Source organism: Paraburkholderia sp. ZP32-5 (assembly GCF_021390495.1).
Taxonomy (GTDB): Bacteria; Pseudomonadota; Gammaproteobacteria; order Burkholderiales; family Burkholderiaceae; genus Paraburkholderia.
Window position 1 is genome coordinate 346,669 of record NZ_JAJEJP010000003.1, and the last position, 14,471, is coordinate 361,139.

11 protein-coding genes are annotated in these 14,471 nt (G+C 62.4%); 10 read left to right on the top strand and 1 reads right to left on the bottom strand.

The window, feature by feature from the left end; translation table 11 throughout:
- The first annotated feature begins 44 nt into the window (after positions 1–44).
- The 7 genes from L0U82_RS34130 (at position 45) to L0U82_RS34160 (ending at position 9,075) form a co-directional block, all read left to right on the top strand.
- A complete protein-coding gene (locus L0U82_RS34130; RefSeq protein ID WP_233838049.1) occupies positions 45–1,487 on the top strand; it encodes a DNA-3-methyladenine glycosylase 2 family protein in 1,443 nt (480 codons plus the stop codon).
- A gap of 100 nt (positions 1,488–1,587) precedes the next feature.
- Positions 1,588–2,460, top strand: a complete 873-nt coding sequence (locus L0U82_RS34135; RefSeq protein ID WP_233838050.1) for a DMT family transporter — start codon at positions 1,588–1,590, stop codon at positions 2,458–2,460.
- A 174-nt stretch (positions 2,461–2,634) separates the two neighbouring features.
- Complete coding sequence (locus L0U82_RS34140) at positions 2,635–3,081, top strand: SRPBCC family protein (RefSeq protein ID WP_233838051.1); 447 nt, start codon at positions 2,635–2,637, stop codon at positions 3,079–3,081.
- A 429-nt stretch (positions 3,082–3,510) separates the two neighbouring features.
- Positions 3,511–5,304: a methyl-accepting chemotaxis protein gene (locus L0U82_RS34145; protein WP_233838052.1), complete on the top strand. Its 1,794-nt coding sequence runs from the start codon at positions 3,511–3,513 to the stop codon at positions 5,302–5,304.
- A gap of 84 nt (positions 5,305–5,388) precedes the next feature.
- Positions 5,389–5,589: a hypothetical protein gene (locus tag L0U82_RS34150; RefSeq protein WP_233838053.1), complete on the top strand. Its 201-nt coding sequence runs from the start codon at positions 5,389–5,391 to the stop codon at positions 5,587–5,589.
- Between the two features lie 156 nt (positions 5,590–5,745).
- Entirely contained in the window at positions 5,746–8,688 is a 2,943-nt protein-coding gene (locus tag L0U82_RS34155) for a GH92 family glycosyl hydrolase (RefSeq protein WP_233838054.1), read from the top strand.
- Between the two features lie 171 nt (positions 8,689–8,859).
- Entirely contained in the window at positions 8,860–9,075 is a 216-nt protein-coding gene (locus L0U82_RS34160) for a hypothetical protein (RefSeq protein ID WP_233838055.1), read from the top strand.
- Positions 9,076–9,482: 407 nt separating this feature from the next.
- Here L0U82_RS34160 and L0U82_RS34165 read toward each other — a convergent pair whose 3' ends face one another.
- On the bottom strand, positions 9,483–10,355 hold the full coding sequence (locus L0U82_RS34165; RefSeq protein ID WP_233838056.1) for a LysR family transcriptional regulator: 873 nt from the start codon (positions 10,353–10,355) through the stop codon (positions 9,483–9,485).
- A 289-nt stretch (positions 10,356–10,644) separates the two neighbouring features.
- Between L0U82_RS34165 and L0U82_RS34170 the strand changes: the two genes are divergently transcribed.
- From L0U82_RS34170 to L0U82_RS34180, 3 genes are all read left to right on the top strand, one after another.
- Positions 10,645–11,970 carry an MFS transporter gene (locus tag L0U82_RS34170; protein WP_233838057.1) on the top strand — a complete coding sequence of 442 codons (1,326 nt, stop codon included), beginning with the start codon at positions 10,645–10,647 and terminating at the stop codon, positions 11,968–11,970.
- Positions 11,971–12,097: 127 nt separating this feature from the next.
- Entirely contained in the window at positions 12,098–13,291 is a 1,194-nt protein-coding gene (locus L0U82_RS34175) for a M20 aminoacylase family protein (RefSeq protein WP_233838058.1), read from the top strand.
- Positions 13,292–13,347: 56 nt separating this feature from the next.
- The gene (locus L0U82_RS34180) at positions 13,348–14,445 is read left to right on the top strand and encodes a M14 family metallopeptidase (protein WP_233838059.1); all 1,098 of its coding nucleotides are present in this window, start codon (positions 13,348–13,350) and stop codon (positions 14,443–14,445) included.
- Positions 14,446–14,471: the final 26 nt, after the last annotated feature.

The following is a 14,471-nucleotide window of genomic DNA, read 5'->3' on the forward strand; positions in this document are numbered from 1 at the left end:
GAATCTGGCCAGAATCATGGCCGGGCTTCGGCTACAGTTGAACCATGCGACTCGACCCCGACACCTGCTATCAGACGCTGCTCGCGCGAGACCGTCGTTTCGACGGCTGGTTTTTCGTCGGCGTGTCCTCGACGGGCATCTATTGCCGGCCGGTTTGTCCGGTGCGCACGCCGAAGCGCGAGAACTGCCATTTCTTCGTCAGCGCGGCCGCCGCCGAAAAAGCGGGTTTTCGTCCGTGCCTGCGTTGCCGCCCTGAGCTGGCGCCCGGCAACGGTCTTCTCGACCTGTCCGCGCAACTCGCGCGATCGGCCGCCACGCTGATCGAAGAGGGCTTCCTGAACAGCGCTGGAATTCCCGAACTGGCGGCGCGCGTCGGCGTAACCGATCGTCATTTGCGGCGCATTTTCGATGCCGAGTATCGCGTGTCGATCGTCGAATATGCGCAGACGCAGCGCTTGCTGATGGCCAAGCGTTTGCTGACCGACACGCGTCTGCCGATCACGCGGATCGCGTTGGCGGCGGGGTTCGGCAGTGTCAGGCGATTCAACGATCTGTTTCTGAAGAAATACGGCCTGAATCCGCAGCGATTTCGCAAAACAACCGACGCGAATCCGCCGGACACGCTGTGTTTCGCGCTCGGATATCGGCCGCCGTTTTCATGGTCCGGCATGCAGAGCTTTTTCAGGCAGCGACAGATCAGCGGCGTCGAGGCAGTCAGCGACGATCGCTACAGCCGTGTCATCGAAATCAACAAAGGCGAGCAGAGCGTGGTCGGCTGGATCAGCGTCACGAACGACCCGCTACGTTTTGCGATCAACGTGACGATGCCGGTGGCCGTGATACCGGTTCTGGCGGAAGTGCTCGCGAGAGTGCGGCGCATGTTCGATCTGTCGGCGCGTCCCGATCTGATCGACGAACGTCTCGGCGAACTTGCGATCGAGCATCCCGGCATGCGTGTACCAGGCGCGCTGGATGGCTTCGAAATCGCAGTGCGGGCGATCGTCGGGCAGCACGCTTCAGTACCGGATAGCCGGAAGATTCTGTCGCGAATCGCGGAGCGCTTCGGAACGACGACAACGGCCCCTTATGGATTGACGCGGACGTTTCCAGGCGCGGCGACGTTCAGCCGATTGCCGGTCGCCACATTGCAGCAAACCGGCATCACGCGCGCCCGCGCCGAGGCGATCGTCGCACTCGCCGGCGAAGTCGCGTCGCGACGGATCATGCTTGAACCGGCCGCGCCGCTCGAGCCCACGCTGCACGCGCTTCGACGTATTCGCGGGCTCGGTGAATGGACGGTGCAATACATCGCGATGCGCTCGCTGGGATGGCCTAACGCGTTTCCCGAGGGGGACGCGGTGCTGAAGAAGCAACTCGGCTATTCGAGCGCGTCAGCGCTGAATCGACACGCCGAACAGTGGCAGCCATGGCGCGCCTACGCCGCGCTCCATATGTGGCGCCGTCACGAAGATCAGTGCCGCTGCTAACTGCTGTTTGATTTAGTCCGCAGTCCGCAGTCCACGGCTCGCGCGCAAATCGCTTTGCGCATCGCGGGCGATGTTTCGACGTCAATTCCTCTTCACGGCCATGAACCTTATCGAACTCTGTCTGCTCGCGGCAATCTGGGGCGCGTCTTTTCTTTTCATGCGCGTCGCCACGCCAGAACTCGGGCCGATTGCGTTGATCGCGCTTCGGGTCGGCATTGCAACTTTGGTTTTGATCCCCGCGCTACGCACGGCGGACGCACGCAGTCAATTCCGCTCGAAGTTGTGGCCGCTGTTCGTCGTCGGTGTGACCAACTCCGCGATTCCATTCTGTCTGCTCGCTTATTCGACGCTTTATCTGAATGCCGGGCTCGACTCGGTACTGAATGCGACGACGCCACTGTGGGCCGCGCTGATCGCGACCACGTTGTTCCAGTCGCCGATGGGACGCTTGCAAGCGCTCGGTCTGCTGCTCGGGCTCGCCGGCGTGGTGGTACTGGTATCGGACATGTTCGGCGCGGGCGTGAAGGGCGTTCCGCTTGCGATCGGCGCGGCGCTGTTCGCGACGCTTTTCTACGGCTTTGCGGTCAACTATTCGAAGCGGCGTCTCGCGGGCGTGCAGCCTTTTGTCGTGGCATTCGGCAGCCAGCTTTTCGCGTCGATCATGCTGGTGCCGCTCGCGCTGCTCGCGTGGCCACGTGATGCGGTCACGCCTTCGACATGGGCGTGCGTGGCCGCGCTGGGCATTCTGTGCACCGGCTTCGCCTATGTGCTGTTCTTCAGGCTGGTCGAGCACGCCGGGGCGGCGTATGCGGCGTCGGTGACGTTCCTGATTCCGATCTTCGGCGTGCTATGGGGCGCGATGTTTCTCGACGAGAGGATCACGCCGCGGATGATCGCCGGGTGCGCGACGATTCTTGTCGGCACCGCGCTCGCAATCGGGAAACTTCGCTCGATGCGCGTACGTGCCAGCTGAAACCGGCTTGCCGTACACAGTGCGCGAATGTGAATGTGTCGTCTCGCCATCCGGCGCGCAAAGCGACCAGGCCAATATCCGATTCGGGTTTCTCCTGGTCTGCCAGCTGTCGATATCCACGTCGCCGGTCCGTCGTGAGAGTATGTTCAACCCCTCCAGCGAAAGGCGATCACCATGGCTACCGGAACCGTCAATTTTCACCGTGTGCTGCGCACGACTCCCGAGCGGCTCTATCGCGCGTTTCTCGAACCCGACGCGTTGGCGAAGTGGCTGCCGCCGTATGGATTCACGTGTCAGGTTCATCAGATGGAAGCGCGCGTCGGCGGCACGTTCAGAATGTCGTTCCGCAACTTCGGCACCGGCAATGGCCACTCGTTCGGCGGCGAGTACATCGAACTGGTGCCGTCCGAAAAGATTCGCTACACGGACCGTTTCGACGATCCGAATTTGCCCGGCCAGATGATCACCACTGTCTCGTTGCGCGCGGTGTCGTGCGGCACCGAATTGACCATCGTGCAGGAAGGCATTCCCGAGGTCATTCCCGTCGAAATGTGCTGCCTCGGCTGGCAGGAATCGCTCGCGCAACTGGCGAAGCTGGTCGAGCCGGTGATTCCCGATTGAAGTCCGCACGCTACGTATGACGGCAGGCGCCGGCCACGACGGCGCCTGTCGTGTGCGTTTCATCCGCGAATTTATATTGCTCAATATCGACGCAGTCATGGCCGCGGTGCGACGCAAAGGCTATGACATTCGCGATTCATTAGTCCCTGTTAGCAGGTATAAACAGGTATAAATGGTTGCAATCGAGAGCACCCGCGAGAGCGCCCGCGCTTCTTAGCGCTTCTCAGCGAAAAGCCCTACGCGCCTGCAGTTACAGCTCCGATAACCGCGTCAACACCGCCGGTGCATCCCGCGCCGGTCGAGGGTAAAGATCTCCCGCTTATCTGCCGTTTACCCGTAAGTCGACCCGTGCCGGAAAACACGGTCGTGAATTGGTCATCCAGTACTTTTGCTGGAACTCTAAATTACAAAATAACCCGGGACTGCGATATGGCTCTAACGTTAAGAGGCAGGATCGTCATTATTTCTTCTGCCACCGTTGTGGGAGCCCTTATTCTTTCAGGCGCTGTGACTTACGCAATCGTTCGTGCCAACACGATGGACGTAATCAACGCGAACCTGAATTCGATAGCGGGCAGCAATACGGCAACCATTAGCCAGTGGGTGGCTTCGAAGGAACGCGCGGTCACCGAAACCGCCGCGACGGTGGAACACGGCGACCCTCAGGGCCACGTCGCGCAGATGGCCAGGAACGACGATTTCGTCGCGACCGTCGGCTGGACGGACAAGACGTTTTTCTCGACCGCGCAGACGCCGCCGACCTACGACCCGACAGCTCGCCCGTGGTACAAGGCCGCGATTGACGCGGCTAAACTCGTGATCACGAAGCCCTACCCGGATTCCGTCACGGGCCAACCCTTCGTGGCCTTCACGACACCGATGATTCGCGACGGCAAGGCGGTCGGCGTGCTGAGCGGCGCCGTGACGCTCGACGGGATACGCGACGTCGTGAAGGCCGTTCACCCAACACCTTCGAGCCTTGCCTTCGTCGTGTCGAAAGACGGCCAGGTCATCGCGCATCCGGACGCGGCGCTTGCATTGAAGCCGACCACGGACGTCGCGCCCGAACTGACACCCGACAGGTTGACCCAGATGGCGGGAGCCGACTCGCCATCCGAAGTGACGATCGCCGGCGCGCCGAAGCTGCTGTCGGTCACACCGGTCAAGGGCACGGATTGGGACGTCGTGATTGCGCTCGACAAGACCGAAGCGACGACCGGTCTGCGCAGCATGATCCGCACAATGGCGACTGCGATGGTCGTGCTGACGCTGGCCGCGGTCGGTGTGGCCATTTTCCTGACGTCCGGTGCGTTCCGCCGGCTCGGTGAAGTGCGCGACGCGATGCAGGCCGTCGCCAGCGGCACCGGCGACCTGACCCAGCGGCTGCCGGTCGCGGGCAACGATGAAGTCGCGCAAATCGCGGATTCGTTCAACCGTTTCGTCGCGAAGCTGCACGACGTGATCCGCCGCATCCGCGATGCCAGCGCGTCGGTGCAGCACGCGGCGAGCGAGATCGCTTCGGGTAACCTCGATCTCTCGCGCCGCACGGAAGCAGCCGCCGCGAGTCTTCAACAGACGGCCGCGTCGATGGAGGAGATCACGTCGACGGTGACGCAGGCCGCGGGCTCCGCGCGTCTCGCGAATGAAACGACGTCCGCGGCGGCGGGTGCGGCGTCGCGAGGCGGGCAGGTGGTGGCCGGCGTCGTGTCGACGATGCGCGATATCGAAGCGGCGTCCGGAAAGATCAATGACATCATCGGCGTCATCGACAGCATTGCCTTCCAGACCAACATTCTCGCGCTCAATGCAGCGGTCGAAGCGGCCCGCGCCGGAGACGGCGGACGGGGCTTCGCCGTCGTTGCCGGCGAGGTCCGCACGCTCGCGCAGCGAAGCGCGCAGGCCGCGAAGGAAATCAAGGTGCTGATTGCGACGAACGTCGACAGCGTCTCGGGCGGGGCGTCGCTGGTCAAGGAAGCCGGGCAGACGATGGAAGACATCGTTGGACGCGTTTCGAATGCCACCGCGATCATCGGCGAGATCGCGGGCGCGGCGGACGAACAGACTCGCGGCATTCAGGAAGTCAACCGCGCGGTCGCGCAACTCGACGAGATGATCCAGCAGAACGCGGCGCTCGTCGAACAGTCGGCCGCCGCCGCTTCGACGCTGCAAACGCAGGCGACGGACCTGGCGGAAGCGGTCGGACAATTCCGTGTCGAGGCGTAGCGTCCGGAACATTAAACCAACACGGCGCTTGCAATTGATGTGAATTGATGTGAGTGGACGATGGTCAGCGGGCGGTGAGTGTTCATGGCACTCACCGCCCGCGTTTCGTTTATGGGCTGTGTTACGGGCTGTGGCTTTACCCGTTCGTTGCAAACGCTGCGCGAACCTTTTCGCATTGGTCTTTCAAAATCCAATCGGCCAATTGCCGTCACGCCTTTTAAACAAAACCTAAACAAATTCTTTATATTCCGGGCCAATAATGCGGCCTTTGTTTCATTCCCTTAAATTCGCTGTAAGCGTAACTGCCCGAGAGGAACGCCCTTCGCTCGCGCAGCGATCGGCTATGGCCGGCTGATTTACGCGATTTAACACCAGCGAAATAAAGACAGAATCCGGCGGTGCTGACAAGCCGCCAATCGTTGTACAACCTGGTAAAACTTCATGCTAAGAGAAATACGGAATGGCGCCGTAGGGGTAGCCATAACCCTGTTATTGGCGGCTTGCGGTGGTTCGAACAATCCGTCATCGCAGGGTTCGTCGACGGGGGCATCGCAACCGTCGGGACCTTCGGGCGGTGACACGTCCAACCCGGGCGGCGGTTCGACGACTCCCCCGGTCGCCAACTCGCTCACGCAGTACGTGAACCCGCTGATCGGTACGGCACCGGGCACGTCGCCGACGCCGACCGCGCACGGCGCGGGCGGCAACACGCTGCCGGCGGCTGGTTTGCCGTCGGGCATGGTGCAGTGGGGCCCGGATACCAACACGACCCCGGCGGGCAGCAACACCGCCGAGCCGGGCTCGCCGCCGGGCTACTACTACGACTTCAACTCGATCGCCGGTTTCAGCCTGACCCATATGACGGGTACGGGCGGCGAGGGCAATGACGGTGAAATCCCGTTCATGGCGACGACCACGCTCGCCAACCTGACGCCGACGTTCTCGCACGCGAACGAGACCGCGAAGCCGGGCTACTACGCGGTGGCGCTCGACAACCAGGTGAAGGTCGAACTGACCGCGACGCTGCGCACGGGCATGGGGCGCTTCACGTTCCCGGCGAGCAGCCCCGAGTTCGTCCGGATCGATACGACGCATACCAACACGCTGACGGCGACGACGGGTTCGATCACGCAATTGTCGAACACCGAACTGGCCGGCTTTTCGGTGGGCGGCGACTTCGAAGGCGCGGCGAGCCGCGTGCCGGTCTATTTCTACGCTGTGTTCAACCAGCCGTTCTCGGCCACGTCGACGGTTAGCTCCGGTGTAGCGACGCTCTCGTTCGACGCGGGCACGCCGGTGCTCGTCAAGGTCGGTATCTCGTACGTCAGCATGGCGAACGCGAAGCTGAACGTGACGAACGAAAACGCCGGCTGGGACTTCGACGGTACCAAGAATGCCGCCGACACGGCCTGGAACCAGCGTCTGCAGTCGATCACCCTCGCGTCGGGCACCCCGGCCGCGACGATGACGAACTTCTACACCGCGCTCTATCACACGCTGTGGGCGCCGAGCATTTTCAGCGACTCGAACGGCCAGTACCTCGGCTTCGACGGCACGACCCATACGCTCGCGAGCGGCCAGCAGGCGCAGTACTCCGGCTTCTCGAATTGGGACGTCTATCGTTCGCAGATGCCGTTGCGCGCGATGCTGTATCCGACCGAAACGAGCGACATGGTGCAGTCGCTGCTGAACGACGCGGATCAGTGCGGCGCGATTCCGCGCTGGGTCAACGACAACTATGACTCCGGCACGATGGTCGGCGACGGCGGCACGAACATCGTTGCGAGCGCATACGCATTCGGCGCGAAGAACTTCAACACGGCTAGCGCGCTGAACCACATCATGGCGCAGCTGAACACGAACAACCTGGCCGTTTGCAAGAACGCATCCGGTACGACGATCGGCGTGAACGGCGGCCGCTCGACGTATCTGAAGTTCGGCTACATCACGTCGGGTGAAACCGCGATCGCTTCGTCGAGCCTCGAGTACAACCAGACCGACTTCGCCGCATCGCAGTTCGCGGCCGCGCTCGGCAACACGTGGATGGCGCAGCAGGCGCTGGGCCGTTCGGCCGGCTGGCAGTATTCGATCAACACGGCGTCCACGCCGCCGCTGCTCGAAGGCCGTCAGACGAGCGGTGCGTTCGACAGCGAAACGCCGACCAGTACCGACAACTACGATCAGGGCAGCGCGGAGCAGTACACGTGGATGGTGCCCTGGAACCTGACCGGTCTCGTCAACACGCTGGGCGGCAACACGACGGTCCAGACGCGACTCGACGCGCTGCAAACCAACCTCAATGCGGGCAATGGCGCGGCTAACCTGTACATCGGTAACGAGCCTTCGTTCGCGATTCCGTGGGTGTACAACTGGGCAGGCGCACCGTCGAAGACGAGCGATCTGATCCAGAAGATCGTCACGACGCAGTTCGCTGCAACGCCGGGCGGTCTGCCGGGCAACGACGATATGGGCGCGATGTCGAGCTGGTATGTGTGGGCGACGCTCGGTATGTATCCGGAAGTGCCGGGTGTGGCAGGTTTCGCGCTGCATAGCCCGCAAGTTTCGGGTGCAACGATCACGCTCGAAAACGGCAAGACGATCGCGATCACCGCGGCTGGTGCGCCGAACTCGAACTACGTGCAGTCGCTGCAGGTGAACGGCAAGGCAGTTGCTACGCCGTGGCTGTCGTACTCCGACGTGTCGAACGGCGGGACGATGACCTACGCGATGGGTAGCTCGGCTTCGTCGTGGGGCACGGGTGCGGCGAATGTACCGCCGTCGTTCGGTCTGCCGGAGTACGCAAACCTTGCCGCCGCGTTCAACAACCAGGGCTTCAGCCTTGACGGCAGCGTGGCGAACACCGGCCTCGGCGCGGCATTCGACGGCAGCCTGAACAGCTATTCGACGACGGCGCTGGCAGGTGTGATCGGTGGTGCAGGCACGGTGACGACGCTCGGTGCGACGTTCACGCTGCCGGTCAATCTGACGGCGAACCAGCAGGCGCTCGACAACGTCGTGGTGGCCGGTCAGACGATCGACATGCCGGCCGGTTCGACGGGTTCGAGCGTGGTGTTCCTCGGCGCGTCGGGTAACGGTCCGAGCACGGGCACGGTGGTGGTCAACTACACCGACGGCACGAACACATCCGCGTCGCTGACGCTGGACGATGGCACGTTGAACGGCGGCGGCGGTACGTTGACGAACACGCAAGTCGCGCTGATGCCGTATCGCAACACGGCGACGGGCGGCAAGGACAACACGAAGAGCTACCTGTTCTCGCAGGCCATCACGATCAATCCGGCCAAGACGGTGAAGAGCGTGACGCTGCCCGCGAATGTCAGCGCCGGCAAGATGCACATCTTCGGTATCGCAGTGGCTCCCTGAGCCATCTGATGGGCGGTCGCGCATCCGATGTGACGACGGTGTAGTACGCGTCGTCGCGGCTGGAAGCGCGCCGCTCGCTTCGATGAATCACTTCTGAACTGCGAGGCCATTTCCGATGGCCTCGCAGCGTCGTTTCCCGATGCCAGATGAGGCGTCATCAAGTATTGGCACATGATGGACTTCCGACCTATTGCTCCGCGCTACGCAGCCTGGGAATATCTGCTCAAGCATGGCACCTGGCCAGGCGCCGCGCCCGATTGGGCGCCCAACGTCGAGACCCGCGTCGACACGACGACCGCGATGTATGCGGTGATCGACGAACTGGCTGCTCTGGTGTCTCGCTACCATGCGGCGCGCCATGGCGCGACGGGCGACATCGGCGATTGATTGCGATTCGCGATGTGCGATGCGTGATTCTTCGTACGCGCAATTCGCGCTGGATTTGCCGGGTGGTAATGAAGCTCGTACGGACTGAGTTGAGCTGAGCTGAGCGCCGAGTGGTTTAACTGACGTATCAGACATCACGCTGGATTCGAGCGAGGGTGATATTTGCCCGCCGGCTTCGGAAGGCAACTAACTGTCTAGCCGATCGGTTCTCGCAGACAAACGTCAACCCCGAGTTTTATTGCTGAGCCATCGCTCCTATTGGCTGGCAGAAAGAAGCGCTTACTTTTCGCGACGAGCCGAGCGGCTTTCGAGGCCGATGGCGGTGCCGGCGCAGTAGCGCATGTGCGTGCGGTGTGCTTTACGCGGTTCGCGTTTCAGTCGCCTTCAGAAAATCCCCTTCACAGCACTCAAATCACCTCCTTCAACTGCCGCACGATCGCCGCGGTCACCCCCATCTTGTCGTGCTGCGCACGCTCCAGCATGCCGACGTTGCGCTTGCCGCCAGTCTCCGGCAGCGGCACCACGCGCAGCGCTTCATCACGCATCCACGATGAACGCCGCAGCAGCGGCACCACCGCGACGCCGATCCCCTGGCGCACGAGTTCGGCGATCCCTTCCAGCGAGTTCAGTTCGAGAAACTCGTTGACCTTGATGCGCTGCTTGCGCAACGCACGATCGATGATCGCGCCGGTACGCTGCGTTCTGTCGAAGCGCAGAAAGCGCTGCGTACGCAGCAGTTCCGCGACCGACTCCTTGGCCATGTTGGTATTCGCGAGCAGCACGAGCGGTTCCGAATAGAGCGGCGTCCATTGCACGCTGGCCGGCCGCCGGCCCGGCGTATCGATGATCACGGCCGCATCGATCTCGCCGGAATCGACGCGCGCGGCGAGGTCGACCGATTTCGCAGCCGTGATACGCACATCGAGATTCGGCCGGCTCATCTTCAGATGCGCGGCGGCTTCGGCCAGCGCGCCGACGACCGATTCGACCGCGCCGATCGATACCGGCCCGACGTCTTCCTCGAGGCCACCGGCCGTCATACGCATCGCCTCGTACACGGCGAGCAGACGCTGCGCGTGCGGCAGCAGGCTCTTGCCCATCGCGTTGAGCATCACCTTGCGGCCGCTGCGATCGAACAGTTCATGTTTGAACTCGGTTTCGAGCGCGCGCATCTGCATGCTGACCGCCGACTGGGTCAGCGCCATCTGCTCGGCGGCAACCGCAAACGAGCCGTGGCGCGCGACGGCCGTAAAAGTACGCAGAAAGCGGATCGTGCTCAAGATTGCCTCGGCGGGAAAGAAGCGATGGAGGGGAAGCGAGTGCGCGCGCGACCATTCAGCCGCGCGCCGATACATCAAATTTCTTGAAGCGAATGACAAGAAATTTTAGCTTTTCTTGATTTAAGTGGCTATGGACAATGAGGTTCAAACATCAGGCGATGTCGCGCGCAGGCCGCCAGCGCGGGTTACAGCCAGATTCAAAGCCCGATTTACAGCCCGCGCGATTCACGCGAAAACAACCGATGCCGCACTCGGGAACTCACCCAGCGGCACACACAAGGAGACAGGAATGGATGTATCCGTGCAACGACGCGAGGCCGACGCGTTGCCCCATATCGCACCGGCAGCAAAGTCGTTCGACGCTCGGGTGATCGTCGTCGCCACGATCGGCAATGCGCTCGAATGGTTCGATTTCACCGTCTTCTCCTTCTTCGCCGCGATCATCGCGAAGCAGTTCTTTCCCAGTGACAACGCCACCGCATCGCTGCTCGCCGCCTGGACCACGTTCGGCGTCGGCTTCCTGACGCGGCCGCTCGGCGGCATCATCCTCGGCAATTACGCGGACCGTCATGGCCGCAAATCCGCGCTCGTCGTGACGATTTCGCTGATGGCGGTCGGCGTCGGCATCATCGCGCTGGCGCCCACCTATTCGCAGATCGGTATCTTCGCGCCGATCCTGATGCTGATCGGCCGCTTTTTGCAGGGCTTTTCCGCGGGCGGCGAAGTGGGCAGCGCGACCGCGTTTCTGGTCGAACACGCGCCGGTGGAGCGGCGCGGCGTGTACGGCAGCTTCCAGATGATCAGCCAGGCCTGCAGCATGTTGCTCGGCGCACTGACCGGTGTCGCGCTCACGCGTTTGCTGAGCGCGCAACAACTCGAAGATTTCGGCTGGCGCATTCCGTTCATGCTCGGTCTGCTGATCGTGCCGGTCGGTCTCTATGTGCGCTCGAAGCTCGATGAGTCGCCGGTTTTCAGGCAGCAGGCCAAACACGCGCCGGCCAGAAAGGCGCCGTTTCTCGAATCGATCGTCGTGCACTGGCGCGCGATTCTCGCCGGCTTCGGCCTCACTGTGTACGGCACGATCGGCACGTATATCTTCTATTACTACATGCCGAGCTATGCGACGAAGACGCTCGACATCCCGTTCGCGAGCAGCGTGATTGCGTCGTGCTGCGCGGCGATCGCGTATATCGTCGCGACGTTCGCGTCCGGTTTTATCTCCGATGCGCTGGGCCGCAAGAAGCCGATGGTGGCGTCGACCGTGCTGAGCCTCGTGATCTCGTATCCGCTGTTCGCGCTGCTGACGAGCCACCCGACCTTGCCGGTGCTGATTTTCGTGCAGTGCTGCCTGATGGCGTCGCTCGGTTTGTTCCAGGGCTCGTATTGCGCATTCGTCTGCGAGCTGTTCCCGTCGCATGTGCGCTCGACCGGCATGGCGATCGGCTACAACTTTGCGGTGATGATCTTCGGCGGTTTTGCGGGCGCGATTGCCACGCTGCTGATCAAGATCACCGAAGACAAGCTCGCTGTCGTGTACTACGGCCTGTTCGGCTGCGTGATCGGTCTCGTGACGATCGCGATGCTGAAGGACCGCTCGAAGCAACCGCTGCTTTGATTGTCGCTGCTTTATTTGTAGATATAAGCTGTGATCCGCTGATACTTTCGATACCCGAACCCGGCCGTTCACATCCGCGCGCATGATGCGCACCGTTCGAACGGCCGCTGAAGAAAAGGAAACCCCAATGAAGATCATCCCCGAAATTGCGCACGCCAATCCCGGCATTCAGGCGATTCGCCGCGACATCCACGCGCATCCGGAGCTGTGCTACGAAGAGAACCGCACCGCCGACGTCGTCGCGAAGCAACTCGAATCGTGGGGCCTCGAAGTCACGCGCGGGCTCGGCAAGACCGGTGTGGTTGGTGTACTGCGCAACGGTTCGAGCAGCAAGGCGGTCGGCCTGCGCGCCGATATGGACGCGCTGCCGATCCAGGAACTGAACACGTTCGAGCATGCGTCGCAGCATCCGGGCAAGATGCACGCGTGCGGCCACGACGGCCATACCGCGATGCTGCTCGGCGCCGCGCAGTATCTGTCGAAGCATCGCAACTTCGACGGCACGGTAGTGTTTATTTTCCAGCCGGCCGAAGAAGGCGGCGGCGGCGCGAAGGCGATGATCGAAGATGGTCTGTTCCAGCGCTTTCCGGTCGATGCGGTGTTCGCGCTGCATAACTGGCCGGGCATGCCGGCCGGCGAATTCGGCGCGCGTGTCGGCGCGACCCAGGCATCGAGCAACGAATTCAAGATCACGGTGAAGGGCGTCGGCGCGCACGCGGCGATTCCGCACAACGGCATCGATCCGGTGTTCACCGCGATGCAGATCGGCACCGGCCTGCAAAGCATCATGACGCGCAACAAGCGTCCGATCGACGCGGCCGTGCTGTCGATCACGCAGATCAACGCGGGCGAAGCCGTTAACGTGATTCCCGATACCGCGACGCTGGCCGGCACGGTGCGCACGTTCTCGGTGGAAGTGCTGGATCTGATCGAAAGCCGCATGAAGCAGCTCGCCGAAGCAACCGCGCTCGCATATGGCTGCTCGGTCGAGTTCTCGTTCCGCCGCAACTATCCGCCGACCGTCAACACCGAGAAGGAAACCCACTTCGCGCTCGGCGTGATGCAGCAAATCGTTGGCAACGACCACGTCGAAACGAACATCGATCCGACGATGGGCGCCGAAGACTTCTCGTTCATGCTGCTCGAAAAGCCGGGCTGCTATGCGTACATCGGCAATGGTGACGGCGCGCACCGCGACCATGGTCACGGGCTCGGGCCGTGCATGCTGCACAACACCAGCTACGATTTCAACGACGACGTGCTGTCGCTCGGCTCGACGTACTGGGTGCGTCTGACCGAATCGTTCCTGAGCCAGGCCTGATCGTTGTCGTAACTGTGCCGTCCGTATCCTCGCCGCGCGCGTTATCTGGAGATGCAATGAATCCATCGTCGTATTTCGCTTCGTCGTATCAGAACGCGCGGCAGTTGTATCAGCGGTCCGCCGCGGATACGGACGCGTACTTCGAAAGCCACGTGATCCCGGATCAGCGCGGCCTCGAAGGCGAGGAACTCGCCACCGATGTCGTATGGCTCGGCCCTCAAAGCGCGCGCCGCTTGCTGGTGCTGACTTCGGGTACACATGGCGTCGAAGGCTTTTGCGGCTCGGCCGCACAGGTCGCGTTATTGCATGACCGGCCGCTGCACGCGCTGCTCGACAAGCTGAACGTCGCGATTCTCGTCGTGCATGCGATCAATCCGTATGGCTTTTCGCATTTAAGCCGCACCAACGAGGACAACGTCGACCTGAACCGCAACAGCATCGATTTCTCGAAGCCGTTGCCGGTCAATCCCGCGTATGACGATCTGCACGCGTTGCTGGTGCCGCAAGAGTGGCCGCCGTCGCAGGAGAACGCGGCGGCGATCGCGAAATACATCGAGGAACGCGGCGAATCTGCTTATCAACAGGCGCTGACTATCGGGCAATATCGGCATGCCGACGGAATGTTCTTCGGTGGCGCGCGTACGGTGTGGAGCACGCGTCTGTTGCAGACGCTGCTCAAAAAATTCGGCACAGCGTGCGACAGCATCGGCTGGATCGATTTTCATACGGGGCTCGGTCCTTACGGACACGGCGAGAAAATCTGCGTCGGGCAACTCGGCGCGCAGGAGTTGCAACGGGCGCGCGCATGGTGGGGCGCCGACGTGACGAGTCCGCTCGACGGCACATCGGTCGCGGCCAATGTCGCGGGCCCGGTGCTCGACACGCTGCGCCGCACTTGCACGCATGCGCGCACGACGGCGATCGCGATCGAATACGGCACGGTGCCGCTCGTCGACATGCTGCACCGGCTGCGCGCCGATAGCTGGGTGCGCCAGCATCCGGACGCCGACCCGCGGCAGATCGACACGATTCGCGCGGAGATTCGTGCTGGCTTCTATTGCGAAGACGATGTGTGGCGCGGGCTGATTCTCGGCCAGGCGCGCGCGGCGATCTTGCAGGCGGTGATGGGTTTGTCGCGAGATGCGGCGGCCTGACCCTAGAAAAAAGCACCCTCCGCAAT

Bases quoted from the DNA above. Each gene is read 5' to 3' on its own strand.
- L0U82_RS34130 (WP_233838049.1), top strand. From the start codon at position 45: ATGCGACTCGACCCCGACACCTGCTATCAGACGCTGCTCGCGCGAGAC.
- L0U82_RS34135 (WP_233838050.1), top strand. From the start codon at position 1,588: ATGAACCTTATCGAACTCTGTCTGCTCGCGGCAATCTGGGGCGCGTCT.
- L0U82_RS34140 (WP_233838051.1), top strand. From the start codon at position 2,635: ATGGCTACCGGAACCGTCAATTTTCACCGTGTGCTGCGCACGACTCCC.
- L0U82_RS34145 (WP_233838052.1), top strand. From the start codon at position 3,511: ATGGCTCTAACGTTAAGAGGCAGGATCGTCATTATTTCTTCTGCCACC.
- L0U82_RS34150 (WP_233838053.1), top strand. From the start codon at position 5,389: ATGGCACTCACCGCCCGCGTTTCGTTTATGGGCTGTGTTACGGGCTGT.
- L0U82_RS34155 (WP_233838054.1), top strand. From the start codon at position 5,746: ATGCTAAGAGAAATACGGAATGGCGCCGTAGGGGTAGCCATAACCCTG.
- L0U82_RS34160 (WP_233838055.1), top strand. From the start codon at position 8,860: ATGATGGACTTCCGACCTATTGCTCCGCGCTACGCAGCCTGGGAATAT.
- L0U82_RS34170 (WP_233838057.1), top strand. From the start codon at position 10,645: ATGGATGTATCCGTGCAACGACGCGAGGCCGACGCGTTGCCCCATATC.
- L0U82_RS34175 (WP_233838058.1), top strand. From the start codon at position 12,098: ATGAAGATCATCCCCGAAATTGCGCACGCCAATCCCGGCATTCAGGCG.
- L0U82_RS34180 (WP_233838059.1), top strand. From the start codon at position 13,348: ATGAATCCATCGTCGTATTTCGCTTCGTCGTATCAGAACGCGCGGCAG.